At 48.2% G+C, this 19664-nt stretch carries 21 protein-coding genes and 3 pseudogenes; 2 read left to right on the forward strand and 22 right to left on the reverse strand.

The features are described 5' to 3' along the window. Positions 1-9: 9 nt before the first annotated feature. From KJS55_RS12565 to KJS55_RS12580, 4 genes are all read right to left on the reverse strand, one after another. Complete coding sequence (locus tag KJS55_RS12565) at positions 10-876, reverse strand: VirB6/TrbL-like conjugal transfer protein, CD1112 family (RefSeq protein ID WP_156703797.1); 867 nt, start codon at positions 874-876, stop codon at positions 10-12. An 11-nt stretch (positions 877-887) separates the two neighbouring features. Next, on the reverse strand, positions 888-953 hold the full coding sequence (locus KJS55_RS12570; protein ID WP_426771892.1) for a Maff2 family mobile element protein: 66 nt from the start codon (positions 951-953) through the stop codon (positions 888-890). A 105-nt stretch (positions 954-1058) separates the two neighbouring features. Continuing rightward, on the reverse strand, positions 1059-2729 hold the full coding sequence (locus KJS55_RS12575; RefSeq protein ID WP_004612760.1) for a recombinase family protein: 1671 nt from the start codon (positions 2727-2729) through the stop codon (positions 1059-1061). Further along, positions 2730-2927, reverse strand: a complete 198-nt coding sequence (locus KJS55_RS12580) for a hypothetical protein (RefSeq protein ID WP_055270759.1) — start codon at positions 2925-2927, stop codon at positions 2730-2732. On the opposite strand from KJS55_RS12580, the gene KJS55_RS17590 reads away from it, so the two are divergent. Beyond that, positions 2901-3140: a tweety protein gene (locus KJS55_RS17590; protein WP_117524374.1), complete on the forward strand. Its 240-nt coding sequence runs from the start codon at positions 2901-2903 to the stop codon at positions 3138-3140. The genes KJS55_RS12580 and KJS55_RS17590 overlap by 27 nt on opposite strands. Before the next feature lie 28 nt (positions 3141-3168). Here the strand turns inward: KJS55_RS17590 and KJS55_RS12585 are convergent, their stop codons facing one another. The 7 genes from KJS55_RS12585 to KJS55_RS12615 form a co-directional block, all read right to left on the reverse strand. Continuing rightward, a complete protein-coding gene (locus tag KJS55_RS12585) occupies positions 3169-4506 on the reverse strand; it encodes a virulence-associated E family protein (RefSeq protein ID WP_005929926.1) in 1338 nt (445 codons plus the stop codon). Further along, the gene (locus KJS55_RS12590; RefSeq protein WP_085532317.1) at positions 4475-5119 is read right to left on the reverse strand and encodes a CHC2 zinc finger domain-containing protein; all 645 of its coding nucleotides are present in this window, start codon (positions 5117-5119) and stop codon (positions 4475-4477) included. Before KJS55_RS12590 ends, KJS55_RS12585 begins: the two co-directional genes overlap by 32 nt. A 65-nt stretch (positions 5120-5184) precedes the next feature. Beyond that, positions 5185-6765 (reverse strand): MobQ family relaxase, encoded by a 1581-nt coding sequence (gene mobQ, locus KJS55_RS12595; RefSeq protein ID WP_213543436.1) that lies wholly within the window; start codon positions 6763-6765, stop codon positions 5185-5187. Between the two features lie 189 nt (positions 6766-6954). Beyond that, positions 6955-7557, reverse strand: a complete 603-nt coding sequence (locus KJS55_RS12600; protein ID WP_007888235.1) for a Type 1 glutamine amidotransferase-like domain-containing protein — start codon at positions 7555-7557, stop codon at positions 6955-6957. A gap of 298 nt (positions 7558-7855) precedes the next feature. After that, positions 7856-8152 carry a DUF3847 domain-containing protein gene (locus KJS55_RS12605; protein ID WP_002594808.1) on the reverse strand — a complete coding sequence of 99 codons (297 nt, stop codon included), beginning with the start codon at positions 8150-8152 and terminating at the stop codon, positions 7856-7858. Beyond that, entirely contained in the window at positions 8145-8486 is a 342-nt protein-coding gene (locus KJS55_RS12610; RefSeq protein ID WP_213543437.1) for a replication initiator protein A, read from the reverse strand. Before KJS55_RS12610 ends, KJS55_RS12605 begins: the two co-directional genes overlap by 8 nt. Next, positions 8483-8671 carry a hypothetical protein gene (locus tag KJS55_RS12615; protein ID WP_002304353.1) on the reverse strand — a complete coding sequence of 63 codons (189 nt, stop codon included), beginning with the start codon at positions 8669-8671 and terminating at the stop codon, positions 8483-8485. The genes KJS55_RS12610 and KJS55_RS12615 overlap by 4 nt, the downstream gene beginning before the upstream one ends. 484 nt (positions 8672-9155) lie before the next feature. On the opposite strand from KJS55_RS12615, the gene KJS55_RS12620 reads away from it, so the two are divergent. After that, a complete protein-coding gene (locus KJS55_RS12620) occupies positions 9156-9962 on the forward strand; it encodes a helix-turn-helix domain-containing protein (RefSeq protein WP_002594811.1) in 807 nt (268 codons plus the stop codon). Positions 9963-10074: 112 nt separating this feature from the next. On the opposite strand, the gene KJS55_RS17390 is transcribed toward KJS55_RS12620, so the two are convergent. From KJS55_RS17390 to KJS55_RS12675, 11 genes and pseudogenes are all read right to left on the reverse strand, one after another. Further along, positions 10075-10374: a hypothetical protein gene (locus KJS55_RS17390; protein ID WP_228300536.1), complete on the reverse strand. Its 300-nt coding sequence runs from the start codon at positions 10372-10374 to the stop codon at positions 10075-10077. A gap of 220 nt (positions 10375-10594) precedes the next feature. Beyond that, the gene (locus KJS55_RS12630) at positions 10595-10972 is read right to left on the reverse strand and encodes a TnpV protein (protein WP_009256575.1); all 378 of its coding nucleotides are present in this window, start codon (positions 10970-10972) and stop codon (positions 10595-10597) included. Next, the gene (locus KJS55_RS12635; protein ID WP_309296709.1) at positions 10932-11294 is read right to left on the reverse strand and encodes a helix-turn-helix domain-containing protein; all 363 of its coding nucleotides are present in this window, start codon (positions 11292-11294) and stop codon (positions 10932-10934) included. Before KJS55_RS12635 ends, KJS55_RS12630 begins: the two co-directional genes overlap by 41 nt. 71 nt (positions 11295-11365) lie before the next feature. Beyond that, a pseudogene (locus tag KJS55_RS12640) lies at positions 11366-11518 on the reverse strand (Maff2 family mobile element protein); the annotation flags it as partial. A 96-nt stretch (positions 11519-11614) separates the two neighbouring features. After that, positions 11615-12502 (reverse strand): annotated as a pseudogene (locus KJS55_RS12645) (VirD4-like conjugal transfer protein, CD1115 family); the annotation flags it as partial. Positions 12503-12543: 41 nt separating this feature from the next. Beyond that, a complete protein-coding gene (locus KJS55_RS12650; RefSeq protein WP_213543439.1) occupies positions 12544-12711 on the reverse strand; it encodes a transposon-encoded TnpW family protein in 168 nt (55 codons plus the stop codon). 142 nt (positions 12712-12853) lie between these two features. Continuing rightward, entirely contained in the window at positions 12854-14725 is a 1872-nt protein-coding gene (locus tag KJS55_RS12655) for an AAA family ATPase (protein WP_213543440.1), read from the reverse strand. Next, a pseudogene (mobQ, locus tag KJS55_RS12660) lies at positions 14722-16221 on the reverse strand (MobQ family relaxase). The gene KJS55_RS12655 and the pseudogene mobQ (KJS55_RS12660) overlap by 4 nt, the downstream one beginning before the upstream one ends. Beyond that, a complete protein-coding gene (locus KJS55_RS12665; protein WP_015524579.1) occupies positions 16187-16546 on the reverse strand; it encodes a DUF3847 domain-containing protein in 360 nt (119 codons plus the stop codon). The pseudogene mobQ (KJS55_RS12660) and the gene KJS55_RS12665 overlap by 35 nt, the downstream one beginning before the upstream one ends. 386 nt (positions 16547-16932) lie before the next feature. After that, on the reverse strand, positions 16933-17541 hold the full coding sequence (locus tag KJS55_RS12670) for an ATP-binding cassette domain-containing protein (RefSeq protein WP_002593328.1): 609 nt from the start codon (positions 17539-17541) through the stop codon (positions 16933-16935). Next, positions 17538-19502: a DUF1430 domain-containing protein gene (locus tag KJS55_RS12675; protein ID WP_002593327.1), complete on the reverse strand. Its 1965-nt coding sequence runs from the start codon at positions 19500-19502 to the stop codon at positions 17538-17540. Before KJS55_RS12675 ends, KJS55_RS12670 begins: the two co-directional genes overlap by 4 nt. Between the last annotated feature and the right edge of the window lie 162 nt (positions 19503-19664).

The following is a 19664-nucleotide window of genomic DNA, read 5'->3' on the forward strand; positions in this document are numbered from 1 at the left end:
ATCCCTCCTTTAATGTGCGCTGAACACGCTGCGAGCGATGGAGCCAGTCTTGAACAGGCAGAAGCAGAGCAACACGGAATAGCCCATGCAGCCCCATATCGCGCCGATGGGGTCGCCGCCCGTGGCGATGCCCTGTATCAGCACCGCATAAATGGCAACACAGACGAGGATCAATAGCCCTTGAAAGCCCACGGCGAACAGGGACTTCAAATAGTTCTGCCCGGTATTGCCCAGCTCCCGGTTAGAGAGCGTAGCAACGGGGATGGGGGCTAAGCTGGTCAGCAGGTATATCTCGATCATGCGGCCATAGACGATCACGAAGATCACGATATTGATCGCCCACATGGTCACATGAATGAGCAGGGATTGCAGCCACAGCCCCAGCAGAGAGCCAAGCCCCAGCGTTTCCAGCGTGGCCTCCAAGTCGGCAAGCATGGCCTCCGAAATATCCGTTGAGCCCTGCACGATCCCGGCTGCCCGAGCGATGACGCTTTGGGACACATCGAACACGGCCATAACGATATTGAAAGTGTTGGACAAAATCAAAATGGCGCAGGCCGTTTTGAATATCCACTTGAAGAAGATCCAGTAGTCCAGATCATGCAGGTTGTTCTTCTCGATAATGAGCTGGATCAGCTCATAGGTGGCAACAAAGGTGAGGATCAGACCGGCAATCGGCAGTATCACCGTTTCAGAAAGCTGCCGGATCAGGGAGAACACCCCGGCGTTCCATGCCGCCGGGGTGGTTCCCACTTGCACCGCAATCTCTCCGACACGGGAATTGACCGTATCAAAAAGCCCCGTGAGGTTGCCCATGATCCCCTCGATCAGCAGCTCTTTTAGCCAGTCTGTCAGCCAGTCGGTGAGAAATCCCATGTCCTACGCCCTTAAAACAGGGTAGACAGCAGAGGGATCAGGGTCGTACCAAGCACGATGATGCCGCCGCCCGCCATGAGCTGTTTTATCCCCAATTAGGTGTAAAACTCTGCTCGATGGCGGGCGGCGGCGTACAAAAAATCTATATGGTGTTTTTAAGAGAACCGTCCCGGCGGGACAGGTCAGGCAGTGACCTGTTCCACCTCTGGGATGGGTTTGAGATTAAAATGAATTTCGATAGAAATGTGTCTTGTTTTATCTTCGTCAATGCGCTCATGCACGACGATTTCTTTGATTAAGCGGTTAAGGGTGGCTGCGTCCAGCTCTGTAATGTTGGCATATTCCTGAATGGCTTCCACCCATTGTTTTGCGTCATTGGCAAGCTGGGCTTCATCGGACAGCCGCTTCCTGCCCTCGGACACTTTTGCTTTAAGCTCCGTCTGCTCGGTCTGTGTCTTTTCCAGCATGGTGTTGAAATTCTGCTCACTGATACGCCCTGCAATCATATCCTCATAAAGCCGCATGACCATTTTATCCAGAACCTCAATCCGTTCCTCGTCCCTTGTAAGGGAGCGTTCCATTGCTTCCCGCTGTTCCCGCTGCTCGGCTTCACAGGTATTAGTCAGGCGGTCGGCAACCGCTTTCCCGTCCATCAGGGCAGCTCTGGCACATTCCCGGATTTTTCGCAGCACATGGCTGTAAAGGGTGTCATAGTCAATCCGGTGCTGGGTGCAGTGGTTCTTTCCAAAGGCATTGTAGGTCTTGCAGGAATAAATCTGCTGGGGATGTTTTGCGTTTGTATAGCGTATCGTCAGCGACTTCCCACACTCGCCGCATTTTATCAGTCCGGCAAACAGGCTGATTTCATTGGTCTGCCCCGGACGCTGGCGGGATTTCAGCTTGTTCTGCACAATGTCAAAGCTCATGCGGTCAATCAGCGGTTCATGCTGTCCCTCCACTACAATCCAGTCCTCCGGCTTCTTTTCCCCAATCGTGCCGATTTTGAAACGGTAGTCTTTTTTCTGGGAAGCAATCGCCCCGGTGTAAACGGGATTCATCAAAAGGTCTTTGATAACGGAGAAGTCCCACATATACCGTCCGTTTTCCGGGTCTTTCTTTTCCCATTTGGTTCGGGTATTGCGAAGCCCCCGTTCCCGGTTCCACCATGTGGGGCAGGGGATTTTTTCTTCCTCCAGCCGTCTGCGGATATAGTTCGGACCATGACCGTTTAGGGCATATCCGAAAATCAGCCGCACAATCGGGGCGGTTTCCTCGTCAATGAGCAGATGGTTTTTGTCCTCCGGGTCTTTCCGATACCCAAACGGGGCAAGACACCCGGTAAACTGTCCTTTCTGCGCTTTCAGAAGATAAGAGGAATGGACTTTCTTGGAAATATCCTTGCTGTACATCTCGTTCAGGATATTCTTGAACGGGGCAATATCGTTGTTATCACGCAGGGTGTCGATACCGTCATTCATGGCGATATAGCGGACACCGTTTCTTGGGAAAAAGTCCTCAATCAAATGCCCGGTTTGCAGATAGTTACGCCCCAGTCGGCTGAGGTCTTTCGTGATGACAAGGTTGATTTGCCTGCGCTCAATGGCTCTCAACATTCTCTGTAAATCAGGACGCTCCATATTAAGACCTGTGAAACCATCGTCCTGATAGACTGCCACAACCTCCCATCCCTGCTTTTCGCAGTATTTTTCCAGCATATCACGCTGGTTTGCGATACTGGCACTTTCGCCTTGCAGGTCATCGTCCTTTGACAGCCTGCAATAGACCGCCGCACGATAGCCCCCGGCAAGTGCCGAACCGATTGTTCTGTATTCCATTTCGTTCATCATAGCCATTTACCCACACAATCCAGACGGTATCTGGCTCTTTTGAACCTCATCTTCATTATAGCTCATATCTTTCTTTTTAGCAAGATATTCTTTCGTATTTGTCTTTCCGTATTTCTGGGAAATCAGGCTGACGAACACATCGGTTGCATCCAGCTCCCCGTCAAATACAGTGGTCACATGAATCTCTGTTTTGTTTTTTGCCATAGGCAGTTATCCTCCATACATGAAAATAGCCAGACAGAGGGTGTCGGCAACGAAGTCCGGCAACGGGCTTCAAAAGACCTTGCAAACAATCTCAATCTGGCGGTGGTTACTATTTATACTTTTCTTTTATTTTTCTGTTGTTTTGGTTGTTATAAGGGAGAAAAGCCCGGAAATAAGGGGTTTTCCCCGGCAACCGGCTCGGCAACGGGATAGCAACAGGGGGTGCAACGGGTGGTCATTTTCAGAATGGAAGCTCCATCTGTTCTGTGACCTCCACAAAACCGTCCATCGTTTTTTCAGACGGGTTGCCGGAGTCCGTTGCCGGGTTTTCTCGCTCCCAGCCCTTTTGTCTGCCATATTCGGAAAACATTCTTGGGTTCGGGAAGTACCGCCAGCGGTCAATGCACTGGTTCATAATCTCGTTGATTTCCCGGATTTCCCATTGCTTCGGCTCGTCAAAGGCATGGTTCAAGGCTTCCTTGTAGAGCTGCTTGGAGCAGACCATGCTCCCGGTGTACTTATCAAGATACGCCTGTATCATCCCGGCTTTGGTGTCCTCCGGCATAAAATCCCGCTGGTGTTCTTTGAGATACCGCTGCATGGCGGGGCTGAAAGCCAGCTTGAACCTGCCGCTTCGGTAAATCTCCATAGCTTCTGCCCACATTTGCTCGATATAGGCTCTGGAAGCAGCTTCATCCTCCAAAATGTGAACCTCGGCTTGTTCCGGGTACACCATGACGGGGATAAAGCGGCGATTGCCGGAACGGTCAAGGGGCAGGAAGTCAAGAGCATTGGAAGTGCCGCCAAACACGCACTGGCGGGGGCGGTCTGCCGGGTGGGTTTCATAGGGTATCTTGTAGACCTCCTTCTGCCGGCTTAAAAATGACTTGATTTCTTCGATGCTCTTGGCGTTTGCGGTTGCCATCATTTCCGACATTTCGATAATCCAGTGACCTTGCAGCTTGCGGTACACATTGTCATCGTCCAGCTTCCGCAAATCATCGGAGAACCACTCGTCCCGGACTGCCAGCAGACGGAAGAAGGTGGACTTGCCAGCCCCCTGACCGCCTACCAGACAGAGCATGATTTCAAATTTGCACCCTGGCTGAAAGGCTCGTGAGATTGCACCCAACAGGAACAGCTTCAATGCTTCATAGGTGTAATCATCTGCGTCAGCCCCCAGAAAGTGCCGCAGGCAGAAACGGATTCGCTCTGTCCCATCCCACACAAGAGTATTGAGATAGTCCCGGATGGGATGGTACTTGTTTTCATTCGCCACAATCCCGATGGCATTATCAATCTTTTTCTCATTGGTAAGCCCATAGGTTTCTTCCAGATAAAGAAGCAGATACTTCATGTCCGTATCGTTCAGGGCGGTGCTTTCTCTGTGGAAGCCGATGGGCTTTATGATGTCCTTGCGGTCGGTCAGGATGTTGTATGCGATAGCCCCGGAAAGCAGAGGGTCACGCTGGAATACGGTCAGGCAGTTCCGTATGCTCTGACGGACACCGCCTTTCTCGGTAGTTTCCAGCCCCGCCTTGATTTCCTCAACGCTCTGTGGCGGCTGCATGGCGTTCATGGTGTTTTTTAGTTCTTGCTGCGTCTGCGGCTGCAAACTCTGCCATTCGTTGTTCAAGCTGTATCACATCCTTTCCGTAGTCCGTAATCAAAGCCGCTTTTTCCTCTGTCTCCCCGAACAGCAGCACATCCAGCAGATATTCCACTTGGGCTTGCTTCTGTAAGGCTTCCACAAACCGGGGATGAAAGGCTTCCTCCGGGGAGTGCGGGACATAATCCTTTCTCCATGCCCTAAGCAGGTGGAGATAATCGGCAAGGATACGGGAGCAGCGGTTCTTTGCTTCCTGAAACTGTTCCTCCGGGGATTTCTGCCGGGGCTTGGGCTTTTTTACCTTTCCCGGCGGTTTCCAGTCCTCATAGGAAATTCCAAAGTCCTGTGCCAGTTGTACGGCGGCTTCTTTCTTTCCCAGCCCATACAGAGCGGCGGCAAAATCAATCACATCCCCATCCGTACCGCAGCCGAAGCAGTGGTAACGCCGATCCAGCTTCATGCTTGGGGTTTTATCGTTATGGAACGGGCAACAAGCCATCCCGTTCCGACCTACATGGATTCCATAATGCTCCGCAGCCTGTCTTGTTGTGACGGACTGCTTCACAGCTTCAAATACATTCAAATCTATCCCTCCTTGAAAATAAGAAAAGCACCTGACATTCTCTGATTGAAAATGGCAAGTGCCTGTTAAAGTTCCATATCCTGTTGTCTGTGTTTCGCCTGTGCCGGGGCGGTTCTTTGTGCTTTTTTCTCGTCTGCCTTATCCTGCAAGACTTCCTTGATGGGCTGCTTCTTGGGCGGCTCTTTGCTTTCCTCTGTGCCGGGTGTGGCTTTCCGTACCCAGTAGCGGATGTCCCGCAGCTTCTTCAAATCCTCCTGTACCTCGGTCAGCGGTACTTTCAGTTCTGCGATTTCGCTGAGAAGCGTTTCCTGCTCCTCTTGCAGCTCCTTTTGGGTACTGTCCTTATCGTCCGGGTGCTTGGCAAGGTAGGCGGCGGCTTTCTCATACCGGGCAACCTCCGGGTGTTCCTGTTTGAATTTCTCCTTTGTTTTCTTAAAAAATATCTTCTGGTACTTCTCATAGACAGCCTTACATTCTTTGCAGTCTGTCCGGCTGGCAAGAATCCCGTCAATCACTTTGCTGCGGGCTTCCTTTGGCTTCATCTGATTGCGGTAATCGGCGGCTGATTTCCCGGACGCTTCCAGAAACGCTTCTAAGTCCTCCACAGTGGAAAGTCCCTTTTGCCGGAGATAGGACAATGCTTCGCTGACTGCCTTTAAGTCCTGTGAAGTCCCCCGGTTCTGTCCAGCCCTTGTCCAGTCCCTCCGTTCTTCTTTTCGTATCTCCATATACTTCATCAGCAGATTGGGAAGAAGTGTCGCTTCCTCCGCCGTTTTTTGTGCAAGCAGCTCTTTCCGTTTTTCTCCCAGTTCGGTAATCCAGCCTTTGAGGTTTTGAATGAGCTGCCGAATGGACTGCATCAGGCGGTTGGCGGCTTTGATTTCCCGGTTCAGGTTGCCGATATTCGTCTGGATACCACGCTTTTCCATCTGCTGGACAGCAGCCCCCTCATGGACAGTGGGGACTATATCAAGCCCCTGTCTGGCATAGGAACGCAAGTCCACACGCTCCGGGCGGTCATTGGCTTCCAGATAGCGGTTCTGGATGACCTCCCATTCATGCCGCCAGATTTCACAATACTTCTGGTCGTTCCAATCAACCGTATCCTCCTTGTGGCTTTTCCACCTGCCGGACGGAAGTTTTATCCGTTCTCCGCTTTCATCAAGGTCATAAACCTTGCGGCTCTTGGGAAGCCATTTCCCATGTTCGTCCATTGCCCTCATAGTGAGCAGGACATGGGCGTGGGGATTGTGTCCCGGCGGATGGGGGTCATGGATGGCAAAATCAGCAATCATGCCTTTGGAAACAAACTGCTGCTGGCAAAACTCCCGAACAAGGACAGCATATTGGTCAGGCGGTATCTCTCTGGGGATGGTAAGCACCCACCGCCTTGCAAGCTGGGAGTTCCATTGTTTTTCCACAGCTTCGGCGGCGTTCCATAGGGTATTGCGGTCTGCATACGACCGTGGGGCATTTGCCGGGAGCAGGATTTCATTGTGGACGATACCACGCTTTTCCGGGTAGTGCTTCACTTGCTGGTCGTATTCACAGAACAGCTTTTCGCCACTCTGGTAAGCAGCGGCGGCAACCGCAGACTGTCGCTGGCTGCGCTGCACAATCGTGATTTCGTTGTGTGGACAGGGCATTTCGTGTCCCTCCTTTCGGTAATTGGTGGATGGGGTGGCGTTTTACCACCTCATTTTGGGCAGAAAAAAAGCAGGAGACCTTTTTCAGATTTCCTGCTCGGTGTGCCGCTGTATGGGCGGCGGGTATTTAGTTGTAAAAGTTCGGGGCAAGTTGCCCCGATGTGAAGCTGACAAACTGGAATTTTCAAATTAGTCTTTGCAAATAACCTTTGAATCTTCACCATCAATTACAATTCCCTGACGGTTGTTAATTGGGCATAGATTCAAATCCGAAAACTCAGTCATTATTTTCTCGGTAACTTTCTTAAATGGTGCTGTAAGATAATGCGGAAGAACATAGAAATCAATCAAATCAATCCCTGCATCATCTTCTTGTGAGTAGTCCTCCGGCTTTTCATCCATTTGCTCGATATATTGGATGCTTGGAGCGCATATAATTGCGCCTGCCGACTCGCCGATCATCAATTTTCCATTTGCCAATTCCTTTTTCAGCAGTCCATCAGTTCCCGTTTTACGGAGCTGGTCCATAAGAAAGAAAGAATTTCCGCCGGTAAAATATATCACATCTGCTTCTTCAAAAACAGACTGTATCGTTGAATAAGCCTCCGTTGAAATATCAATTTCAGTTACGATCGCTCCCAACTTTTTGAATAATTTTCGAGCCGAGCCGACATAACCGGTGTAGCCTTCACGCAGTGAAGCTGTTGGAATAAATGCGACTTTCTTATTTTCAATTTCTTCCTTTATCAGACTTCCTACACTTGAAAAGTGCGAACATAAAAATAATTTCATCAATATTCTCCTTTATAAATTTCGATTTGTTGTCATCTTCATTATACTTCATTGGCTATCGAAAAGATAGCATATTTTATGAAACTTGTCGGCTGGGAACAGCTTGCAACGCAAGGTGTCCCCAGATGGCAAGTCCACAAAAGGGTAGCTGACGGCAGCCAGCGCAGGGGAAGCGTAGCGTCCCCTGTTTGATTTGGAGCAGACCATGACTGCGGAAAATCACAGCCCTCCGGCGAGGAGCCTTCGGAGAACGCAATGCACCAACCTCTGGGTGGTGTATAATTGCGCCCTTAGTAAACTAAGGGGTTTCCGGCTTCTCCCGTTCCAGCAGTTTTTTCAATAGTTCCTGCGTGTCCTGCCTGTGAAAAATGAGTTTCAACAACAGCATGACATCATCATCTGTCAGGCGTTCCGGCTCTTGCAGAAAACTTTCCAGCATACCGCCACGAGTACAGAGCCGGTGCGTCCGTTCCTTTCGGGTAAGCTGCTTTAACTGGTGCTGCAATGCCTTTTCATCATTGATGGCTTTCCGCAGTTTCTTTTCGCTTTTCTCCAACTCCCGATTGAGTTTTTCCAGCTTTGAGGTATCAGGCAAGGGCAGCGTCCTCCTTTCCCGGTATCAGCACATAAATCCTGTTTGGTTCTCCAACGCCCTGACGCACCCGCATGATAAGTCCGGCGTTTTCCAGTTCATTCAAAGAACGCTTGACCGTCATAGCGCTGCGGGACAGGACTGCGGCAATGGCTGTGACAGGGAAGCAGACAAACAGGATTCCGTTCTCGTCCTCCTGCCCATTGGAGAGCATAGCGTTCAACATCCGGCAGTACATGACCTTTGCGGTGCTGCTGACTGGAAACCCTGTCAACGCTCTTGGAAAAGCCATACAGGGCGGCAATGGTGTGTCTATCGTCATAAATTCAAAATTCATTCGGTGTGTTCCTCCTTTTTCTTTGCTCGTTTGGATAAATAACGGGGGCAGTCAATCACAACCGCCCGGAAGCTCTGCTTGCACCCATGCTGGCATTTCCGGCATAATTCGTTGTAAGTGACACGCCCCCGGTCATTGAGGTAAAAAGAAAGCTCATGCTTCCTCTTTTTGCTCATTCTCGGCATATTGCGCTTCCTCCCGTTTTCGTGTATGGTTTCGGGGCGATTTTCGGCAAAATTACAGCCATAGAGCCGCCTAAAATCTCCCGAAGTATCAGCGATAGGGTAGACTATCCCCCTATCAGATTGTCGTGTTTCGGTATCATTTCGGTGTCAGTTCGCCAGTTCTCCCCGGTGTCGTTCCTCCCCTGAATCTCACAGCGGCGTATCGCTCCCTTTGGTATGCTCGTTTTGGTAAGGGTTCCTCCATATCCCTGCCAAAAGTCATGGCACTACATCGCCGGGGAAGCATATCCCACACAGGCTGGTCATTCGATTGGAATAATCCATCGATGAACTACCTGTATCATAGAACATTTTTGTGCCCTGTGCCGTATGTCCACAAAGTAGGAATTAGGGGTAAAAATCAGAAATTTCCACGATTGCGGAATTGATATGGTATAATCAATTCAACGGTTATAAATGTCGTTAGAAAGGGGGAACTGCTTCAATGAACGGAGCTACTACAATACAGGAACGGCTAAAAGATTTACGATTAAACAAAGGATTAAAACTGGAAGAACTGGCAGAGCAAACAGGTATTTCAAAATCGGCTCTTGGCAGTTATGAAAAAGATGACTATAAGGAAATCAATCATGGCAACCTTATCCTGCTGGCAGATTTTTATGGGGTGTCCCTCGATTATCTCTTTTGCCGGACAGAGAACCGGGCGGAGATCAACACGCCATTAAGGGAGCTGCATTTGAGTGATGAGATGGTAGCACTTCTGAAAAGCGGTCGGATTAACAACCGTCTGCTCTGCGAACTTGCCACCCATAAGGACTTTATCAAGTTTCTTGCGGACATTGAGATTTATGTGGATGGGATTGCCACCATGCAGATTCAGAACCTCAACGCCCTTGTCGATACCGTCCGGCATGAAATCATTGAACGGTATCGCCCCGGCGAAGACGACCCCCATTTGAAAGTGTTGCAAGCCGCCCATATCAGTGATGATGAATATTTCAGCCACATGGTTCTAGATGACCTCAACCTCATTATCCGGGATATTCGGGAAGCCCACAAAAAGGACAGTGAAAGTGCACCCCAGACCACTGTTGCCAATGAACTGAAAGAAAATCTGGAAGCGGTCGAAAACTTCAAGGGTAGCCGGGATGAAAAGCTCGTTGTCCTTTACTGCAAACAGCTCGGCATCAACTATAAAAATCTGTCAGATGAAGAATTTCGCTGGCTGATTCGGATTCTCAAAAAATCAAAGAAAATGGGAACGCCTATCAGTCAGAGGAAAAAACGGTAAAGAAAAACCGCTGTTGCATGGTTTGTTGGCTTCCATGTAGCAGCGGTTTTTGCTGGGATTATTCAGTTGAATTTTTAGAACGACAAACTTGAATTTTTCTTTTTAGAATGAATTATTTATTTTCTACAATAGCACCATATTTCGTATGCGGAAGATATTGTACCTTTAAATAAGTATTTTTATCAACATACCTTGAAAATACTGTGATTTCGATTTCATCATCTTTAACTTTATCATATAGAAAAATACTTCTTCTTTCAGAAGATATATCTGCACCACCATGAGATTGTTCAGTTACATATCCTTCTGCATAATTATACTGTTTGTTTATGATGTAAGGCATATCTAAAACAAAATCTTTCAAATATAAGATTAAAAGAATAGCTACTATAACAAGAACGGTATTAGCCAATCGAAGAAATATTATATCATTTTTTCCAGTATATTCTTTTTTATCGCTTCTTTATCAAAAAATATCGAATAGATAAGTTTTCTTTTTTTAATTAGATAGATAATGCAAGCAATTAAAGCTATAACAAATAATGAAACTCTTATAAACAATCTAAATATAGCAAAATCCATAATATCATTCCCTTAAACTTCTAATTTGTCATAATCATTCTATCATACCGTTATGAATAAATCATCTCATGCAAAACAATTTCTTCTGCCCGGTTGTGAATGTTATTGCAACGCTGCACCCATTCCATTTGACGGGTACGCTTCAATTCCTCGGTCACGCCCTCGGCAGCTTTCATTTGCTCCATGATGGTGTCTAAGCGTTCTTGTGCCTGTTCGTTCAGGTCTGCAAGATATGTCCATAACTCCCCGGTCAGTGTCAATGTGTTCAATCGGGCTGGGTGGACTTCTCTTAAATATTCCCGGTGCATCCGTCCATACTTTCCGATGGGGCGGTGTTCCTCCGGCAGTTTCAAGTCCGGGATGTAGTAATCTCCGACAAGGATATAATCAATTCCGTTTTCCGTTATTCTTGGTTTCAATTCGCTCATGTTCCTTACCTCCTGTGGAAGCAGGCTCGTCTGGTACTAACTCAATCACATCGGTAATCTCACAATTCAGCGTTTCGCAGATACGGGCTAATGTGTCCATGCTGATGTGCTTTCCCTCTTTGCTCATGTTGGCAATCATATTTGTTGTCATACCGGCGGCAAGCCTTAAATCTTCTTTTCTCATATCACGCTCTAACAGTGTATGCCAGAGTGGTTTATAGCTGATGTGCATACTGTTTTCCTGCCTTTCTATCCATACCACCGGGGCGGCTGCCCCGGCAGGAACTTTTCTCTTATTATAACACCAATCTTGTGTAATCACAATTTATTCTTGTAGCTTGCCGCTGATACCGTCTGGATTGTGCTTTTCCTTTCTTTTTGTTCCCTTTAATTAGCCATAAACTGTTTCATGCCCTGGGACTTAGCGCCGGGGTTGTCCGAGCCGTAGCCCTCCAGCAGATTGACCACGCCCCACACGCCAAGGCCAGCGCCGAGGGCAATCACAAGGGTCTGCAAAGTGGTGATGGCAGAAGCGAAAAACTGCATATAGCCTCCTATTCTCCGGGGACAAAGCCCCGGCCATGAAAAAAGCCGCCCTTGCGGGCGGCAGCCTACTACCTTGGGACGAAATGTCCCAAAGCTCTATACAAAAGCGTCCGGGTCGTCGAGGTCGTCATAGTTGAGGATGTCCTCGTCCTCGTCTGTGAGCGCCTCGTCCGGCACGGACACTTCGTACACCTCACATTCCTCGTTCATGCCCGGTCGCCTGCGGCGGTCAATGAGCCTGTCGAGGTCAAAGGCGTTTTTCACTTTATCGGCCTCCGCCGTAAAGCGATAATTGGGGTGCTGTTTCAAATCGTATTTCTTGGAATAGAACGGCGGCAGCCCTCGGAGCTGCAAAATGCACCGATCTCCGGGCATGGTGGCAAGCTCGCTGGGGGTCATCAGCTCCCGCCCGAGCCGCTGGGTGTTCTGGCTGTAACTTTCGGACTGCCCACGGGAGCGTCCCTCAGTCTGCATCGAGATGGTTGCCTTGCCCAGCCAGTTTTCCGAAATTTCCTTGATGGTACTGGCCTCACGGCCACCGAGGAACAGCACACTATCCATGTTGCCGAGAATGGTTTCTGCGTTCTTATCGTAGATGGCCTTACATTGGGCAAGCTGCTGATACAGCAGGCACAGGCTGATCTCACGGGAACGGATGACCGCCACCAGCTTTTCCAAGTTTGGCACCTGCCCGGTGTTGGCCGCCTCGTCCCACAGTACCCGCACATGATGGGGCAGCCGCCCACCGTGAACATTGTCCGCCCGTTCGCACAGGAGGTTGAACATCTGCGAAAACGCCAGCGCCACAAGAAAATTGTAGGTGCTGTCGGTGTCGCTGATGCAGAAGAAAGTAGCCGTCCGGCGATCTCCCATGCGGTCAAGCTCCAGTTCGTCATAAGACATGATCTCCCGAAGCTGCGGGATGTCAAAGGGCGCAAGCCGCGCACCGCAGGAAATGAGGATGCTTTTGGCCGTCTTGCCAGAGACGAAAAGTCAAGGACTTTTTCATCAAATTCAAAAAGCAGTCACATTTTGCGGACTTCCTCACGGAGCAGACGCTTGATTTTGTCCTCCATCGTCTCTTTTGCGGTCTGGCTGAAATGCACACGGACGATATAGGTGGTCTTGCCGATCTGCTTTCTGACAGTCGGGCAAGGGGTGTTGGTGGTGCTGTGGGTTGCGGTATTGTTCATTCAAAATCCTCCTGTAAATGAAAAATGCCCGGTGACTGTTCATCATCGGGCGGTGTCGGTATGAGGGAACAAGGCAAGGCGGCAACATTAAGGTATCTATAAAACCTTTGCCGTCTTTGCCACGCTTGCCGTGTTCCCGTTGTCAGTCTCGGAGATAGCAGACCCATGCTGTGCCGTCTTTCTCGGTCACAAGTCTGTCCCCGATACGGCTCTTTGCCGTTCTCATGGTGCGTGAGGAAATCCCACGCTCATTGACCGCTTTTTCCAGCTCTGCGCTCGGCATACGCTTTCCGTCCGCAAGCAGTTCCAGAATGAGCATTTGCGCCTGTGCGGTCTTACTCTCGGTCTTGCCGGAGTCCGTCCCAGCAAGAAGCTCGTCAGCGGTAATGTCATAAGCTCCTATCCACTCAAAGCCTTTCTCGTCTCCCAGAGAAAAGGCAAGGGACTGTCCGGGCGGCGCAAGGGAGCTTTTCTCATGGATAAGCACCCTCATTGTGGGGCTGTCCTTCAGCTTGCCGATAAAGAGCAGACTGCGGACTGCCGCCGTAATGTCGATAGACCCTAATCCCCGGTAGGTGCTTTGCGTTCCTGCGGCTTTGTTGAGGTGTCCGATCAGCATGATAGCGCACCCGGTAGCCTGTGCAATGTCTCCCAGACTGCGGAATATCGGGCGCACCTCGTTTGCTCTGTTCATGTCCACATCTGCACCCAGAAACGCCTGTACCGGGTCAATGATAACCAACCTTGCGTTGTTCTCACGGATTGCCCTTGCTATGCGCTCATCGGCAAGGGTCAGCGGTGTGTCCCTATCGTCAATGACAAGCACTCTTTCAAGGTCTGCGTCTGCTTCTATCAGTCGGGGCTTGACGGTATCACCCAGACCGTCCTCGGCGGTCTGATAGATGATATTGAAAGGCTCAAGTGTCTCCATACCGGGCAAAGGCTTTCGATTGGTGCAAGCCGCCGCAAGGCGCATGGCAAAGTAGGTCTTGCCCTCGCCGGGATTGCCCTGAATAATTGTCAGCTTTCCAAATGGGATATAGGGAAACCATAGCCATTCCACGCTCGTCAGCTCCACATCAGCCATACGGAGCATTGGGACAGGCTGGGCGGTGGGCAGCTCTCGCAGCGTGATTGTCTCGGCTATGAATTTGCGGCTCGGAATGTCCCCTTGCTGACGGAGAACATCGTTCCAGTCTTTCCTTGCCGGGACAAGGCGAATGACGGCGATCTCGCCGGGAATGGACTGTGCCAGTCGGGTACAGGCTTCGCTTCCTGCGGTGTCGCTGTCAAGGCAGAGGATCACTTTTTTGGTGTCCTTGCGTTCAGAAAGAAAACGGTCAAGGGCTTTGCCTGAAACGCCGCCCAGGGCAAGGTAGCTCCTTGTCTGCCAGTCCTGCGGATAAAGGCAGATAAAGGACAAAAGGTCAATCGGTGCTTCAAAGACAAAGAGCTGGTTGCCGTTTCCCTCATATCGGAACGGATAGGACTTGTCAGATCCGGCAATGTCCTGTCTGAATGAGTCTGCCGTTCCTCGCACATGGGCGTATCTCGGTGTGCCGTTTCGGTCTCTGCCGACAAACACAACATTGTGCCGCTTTGCGTCCTCGTAAATATCCCCGGAAAGAAGAAAAGCCTCAACCAGTTTCGGGTTGAGACCTCGGCTTTCGCAAAGATATTGAATTGCTCTGTCGGCTGTTCGGTTGTGCAAGGGCAAGTGGAACGCTGTGGGCGGTGCTGTGGTGGCTTCGGTCTGTCCCTCGCCGTTTTCGCCTGTCAACATCTGAACAGCTTCGGGAAAGGACTTGCCGTAAAACTCCATGACGAAATCAATGGGATAGCCGCCCTTGCTCTGGCTGTGGCGAAACCACTTGTTTCCCCGGACGGTCAGGCTGTCATGTTCTTTCCAACGGTATTCCCGTCCGCTTTTGATAAGTGTCTCTCCCTGTGTGCGGAGAAAATCTTCCAGACTGACGGCGTTTGCCCGGTCAATCTGTGCTTGGGTGTAATTCATCGGGATAGTTCCTCCTTTTTCTGTCGTGTTTGGGGTCGATTTTGGAGCTTTTGTTCCTCTGTGCGCTCGTTAAATCGGGCGGCAGTATCTACACATGACTTGACCTTCCAAAGGCGGTGTAAATCGTCTCTGACAGCCTTAAACTCGCCATAGGTGGTTTCGTGCGCCTGTTCCAGCTCGTCATACTCGTCGGACAGCTTTTTTCATATCCACCTTGCCGTCTGGGAACTCCCCGGTCAGCTTTCGTCTGGCGGCGTAGAACTGTATCAGTTCCGCTTCATGCTCTGCCTTGTACTTGGCTCTGGGCTTCTCAAACTTGATTTTCTGCAAGCCGTCATAGACAGGCTTCAAGTTCTGGAAAGCAGCGGAGCTGTCATAGAGCTGCTTGATTTCTTTCATTCGTGCGGTCTGCCCGTCCAGCGTTTTCTTCAAGCTCTCTGTGGTGGAGCTGTGTTCATTGACACGGCTTTCCAAATCTTCAAGGTTGTAAATGCCGTTTGCCCGGAGATAATTGAAAGTCTCGTTCATCTCCTTTAGGTTGCTGATTTTGCCTTTCTGGGAATAAGCCCCGGCTTTGCGCTGGGTGTAGTAGGCGTTCAGCAGAGAAACAAGGTTGGGTGCCTGCGGCTTGGCAAGCTCCGCTTTTGCTTCGGCAATCCAATCAAACAGGAGAGCGATTTTCTTCTTGATGTCCCGGATAACGGCATTGGTTGCTCTGATCCAGCGGTTGAACTCGCCTTTCTCGGTGCGTATGCCTTTCTTCTCCATTGCCCGGACGGTTGCGCCCTCATGGACGGTGGGAAGAAGCTCCACGCCCTGACGCTCATAGCTTCGGTGGTCGATACGAACATCAAGCCCTTTCTCCGCAAACTTGGCGTTGCATAGTTCCGCCCATGTCTGCCGCCAATGTTCCAGCGTTTCGGGACTGCCCCAGTCGGTAGTGGGAACGGCATTGAAAACATACTCGCCGTTCTGGTCTCTGATACGATTTCCGTCCTCGTCCAGCTCGTACACTCGTCGTTGCTTTAGCCCCCCATTTACCGTCCTGCTCGATGGGGGCGGATGGGACAAAGCACATGGAAGTGTGGGTTTGGTATGCCGCCGTCCTCCCAGTCTGGCTGGTGTACGGCGAAGTCAACCACCATGCCACGGCTCACAAAGTTCTCCAATAAAAATCGCCTTGCAAGAGCGATGTTTTCCTCAAGGGAAAATTCATTCTGCAAGGCAATGTCAAAGCTGTATGCAAGCTGGGCGTTCTTTCCACGCTCGGCTTTTTCCACGGCGTTCCATAGGGTCTGGCGGTCTGCGTATTCTGGCGGTGCATGGGACGGCAAGAGAATGTCAGAGCAGATCACGCCGCCCTTGCGGGTGTAGTCGCTGTATTCGCCGTAATACTCGCTATACAATCGCTCCCCGGCACGGTAGGCGGCAGAAGCAATAGCGGACTGTCCTGCGCTTCGCTTAGTCTGCGTGACGCTCAGATGAAATAGTGCCATCGGCTTTCAACTCCTTTTCTCTGTTCGCTTGGTTGGTGTGAGTAATCGCCATGTGACGGACGGCTCGCTGGACTTCGGACAGAGAAAAGATGTACTCCATCAGCTCTGTCATTTCGGTGCGTGTGAGATCTTTGACCTCCGGGGCAAGGCTCTCAATCGTGCCGCCCAGATTGCAAAGACGATGGGTGCGTTTCTGCCTTTCGCCTTTCTCCAGATATTTCTTTCTGTTCTCAAGACGGTTGAGCTTGTGCTTCTCCTGTGCAAGCTGCGTCTCGGCTCGTTCCTTTTCGGCTCGGAGCTGTTCAAGGGTTTTCGGTTTTGTCATTGTGATTGACCTCCTTTTTTTGATTTTTGGGATAAAAAAAAGACCGTCAACTTTTCGCATAGTGCGACCAGTCAACGGTCAGTTTTTCGGTATTCAGTTTTTTCAAACTTGCTGGCGGCGAACAGCATTTTATGCTGTTTGCGGACGGCAAGTCCACAAGGGATAGCCGCTTTAGCGGCGCAAGGGGGTGTAGCCACCTTGACGGAACGAAGTGACGCAACATTCTCGGTCAAGCAGTTTTCTTCTGCTGACGGAGAATGAAGCTCCGCAGGACGCACGATACTCCCGATAGGAGAGTATAGAAGTGCGCCCTTTAGTTCCTAAAGGGATTTTCTTCTGACCCAAATTACATAAAATGTAGATCAAGACATTTCTAAGAGGTACTCTCAGATTTTCACAACATAAGGTTCATCTTCAATAATACCCTGATCGTGGGTAACAATGATAACCGTTTTACCTTCTTCATTGAGTTCGTGCAATAACCTCATAACAATATCTCTATTTTTCTTGTCAAGTGAGCCAGTAGGTTCATCTGCCAAAACAACAGAACATTTTTTCATCATAAGACGAGCTAAAGCAACTCTCTGTTGTTCACCACCGGAAAGCTGATAAACTTTTTTGTTAACTTCCTTTGATAACCCCACACGATTAAGAGCTTCTTTAAGTGATACTTTAGTTCGGCTTGATTTTTTAATCAAACTTAAATTTTCTTTAACTGTCTTATTTTCAAGCAGTGCAAAATTCTGAAAAAGAAACCCCACTGTATCCGCAAAAAAACTGTTTTTATTTTTAAGCCGGGTAATATTCAGCCCTTCGATTATGATACTGCCGCTATCCGGCTTTTCGATACCACCAATCATATTGAGCAAAGTGCTTTTTCCACTGCCGCTATCCCCGCTGATTACTACAAAACTTCCATCCGGAATTTCCAAATTAAAGTTGGAGAAAATTATTTTCTCTCCAAATGCTTTATTTAAGCCACGAATTATAATCATAAACATCCACCTTTCAAGGACTTTGAGATATTTGTTTTTTCAACCCACATAACATTTGTGAAAATGATTGCCATTTCAATAATGGTGAGCAATGCTCCAACCAGTAAAGCAATCCCGACACTTGCGTTAGATATAAAAAGCGAAACAATGCAAATCAATATCACAACGGCTATATTTTCTAAGAGATTAACGGAAATAAATCTTTTGTGCCTTTCATAAAAGCGATAGCCCAAAACCTTTTTGAGGGAGATTTCCATCGCATTAAGTCTAAATTCCATTTTCACTTCAGATATGATGATAGCGATATCTAACAGCAATACTAATACGCAAAGAGAGCTTATAAAGCCAATCAGTTTCACGAGGAAACTATGACTATAAGTATAATCCTCCCCGACATTCGTCAGCATAAAATAGTGTGGACCAAGCTGTTCTGCATATTTTTTCGCAGCATTACGAATTGTGCTTTCATCGCATCCGTAGATCACCTCACCATTATATGTTCCTGTTTCGATATAACTTCCATTCAAAGCAACAGCCTCATTTGCCTGATAAATAACAATCGGATTTGTTGCTCTTGACAATCCGTCAATAGCCTCTTCTCTGTTCGAATTGAGATAATAAAATTGCTCTCTGCCAGAATATTCTTTATAAACAACACGCAGTTCTTCTGCATTTTGGGTAAGAGAGTCAATTTCCTCTTTTGCGATATCTTTGTATGATTCCGCATTTTTTCCCTTTGGCACGAAGACCACGATATCCTCTTTTTCATCATCTTCAGTAAGCATATCAGAAAACCCTTGCAGCATATCTCTGGCATTATGATTTACAAAAATATAATTATCCGTATCGCTTATCCGGCTGCCTATGCAGACCACCGGATTTATAGTGTTGTATTCATTTTCGTAAAGGTCATTCCAAAATTCGCTCTCTTTGGATTCCTCCTCATTTTCTTCAAAAGGAGGTTCAATCTGCATAACTCCAAAATAGTAATCATTATAATGATTTTCTAAAAGAGTAGTGTTTGTAAGTAAATTACCTTGAATGCTACTGAGATTTGTAGTTATTGTAAAAATCGTCATAGCAGTAGCAAATACTTTAAGACCGTTCAGAAGATAAAACATACCTTTTTTATCTGAAGCATTGGCAAAGGCTTTTTTTACATCAAAGCGGACAAAAGCAGCATAAGGAATTACGGAAAGAACTGCTCCGGCACAATACACTGCCAAAATGAGATGATCTTCATACGCTCCCGATATAAATTGAGAAACAAGCAACTTTGCTAAGACGAATAATGCAGCATATGAAATCATATCAGCCACTACAGCTTTTAGAGCAATCACAGCAGCATTTTCGCCCAGAGAAGCTCGTACAACTACTTCCTTTTGTCTGCGTATCACCTCAATCATATTAAGTACAATCATCAATATGGCAACCAGGCCCCAAACAATGAACATCATATCAGTTTCGGTTGATTGCCAAAACTCTGGCTGCGATATAGAATATTCTTTTGCCAAATCTTGATATGTGGCAATAATGTCATCATCGTCACCGATATAGCTGACCATTATTTCCTGTCCATTGCCTGTGTTTTTTGCTTCTCTAAAATCTTCAAATTCTATTACGGTGATTCCGCCTATCAAAGCCGTATATGTTTTTTCCTCAATATCCATTGTGCTTTTAAGACTATCCCGAACAACGGTATCATCACCATAAATATAAAGTCTTGTCTGATAATTAGAAACTCTCTGATTAAAAGTCGAAAAAATATGAACACCATGCTTCTCAGCTGTATCTTCTGCATTGGCTAAAAATGAATCCATATCGTCATTAGTAGTTGTGTATCTGGACGATAAATAATAAGCACCATTAAAGTTCCAGAGCATATTTTGATATACTTCAGCTTGCATAACAAAAGCAAAAATAATCGTAATCAACAGCAATATATTTCTTATATGTTTCATTTAAAATTCTTAAACCTCCTTTGAATAGGTAACAGACACACGATTGCCCAAAATACTAATATGGATTTTTTCATACAACCACATTCTCTTGTTAGATTCTAATTTTCCGTTTTCTTTATTCGCATAAATTGTACCATAAAACTCGTGAACAATTCTACCGCA

Source organism: Pusillibacter faecalis, from assembly GCF_018408705.1.
Classification (GTDB): domain Bacteria; phylum Bacillota; class Clostridia; order Oscillospirales; family Oscillospiraceae; genus Oscillibacter; species Oscillibacter faecalis.